At 54.3% G+C, this 247-nt stretch carries 1 pseudogene; it reads right to left on the bottom strand.

What is annotated here, in order from left to right:
• A pseudogene (locus tag B4920_RS27370) lies at positions 1-247 on the bottom strand (tetrathionate reductase); the annotation flags it as partial.

The raw sequence follows: 247 nt of genomic DNA, 5'->3' as shown, positions 1-247 counted from the left end.
CATGGCAATTGATAGAAATAAGTGCCCGCGCCGTATTTAGGGTCAGTTTGCGCTTGGATAAGTACAATCCAGCGAAATCCCCATGCCAGATGCACCGCCGTTAAACTGACGACTAACATCAATACCGAGGGGAGGCGGCGCACTGCCAATACCAATGCCAGCAAAGCGAGGGTAACCAATACCCAGATAGCGGCGAGTTGCCAGCTTGGGCTGCTGTCTAATAGCAACGCGGCTTCGTGCGCCGAGC

The sequence above is a fragment of the Zoogloea sp. LCSB751 genome, from assembly GCF_002028455.1.
Classification (GTDB): domain Bacteria; phylum Pseudomonadota; class Gammaproteobacteria; order Burkholderiales; family Rhodocyclaceae; genus Zoogloea.
This window is presented reverse-complemented; position numbering and strand designations above follow the sequence as displayed.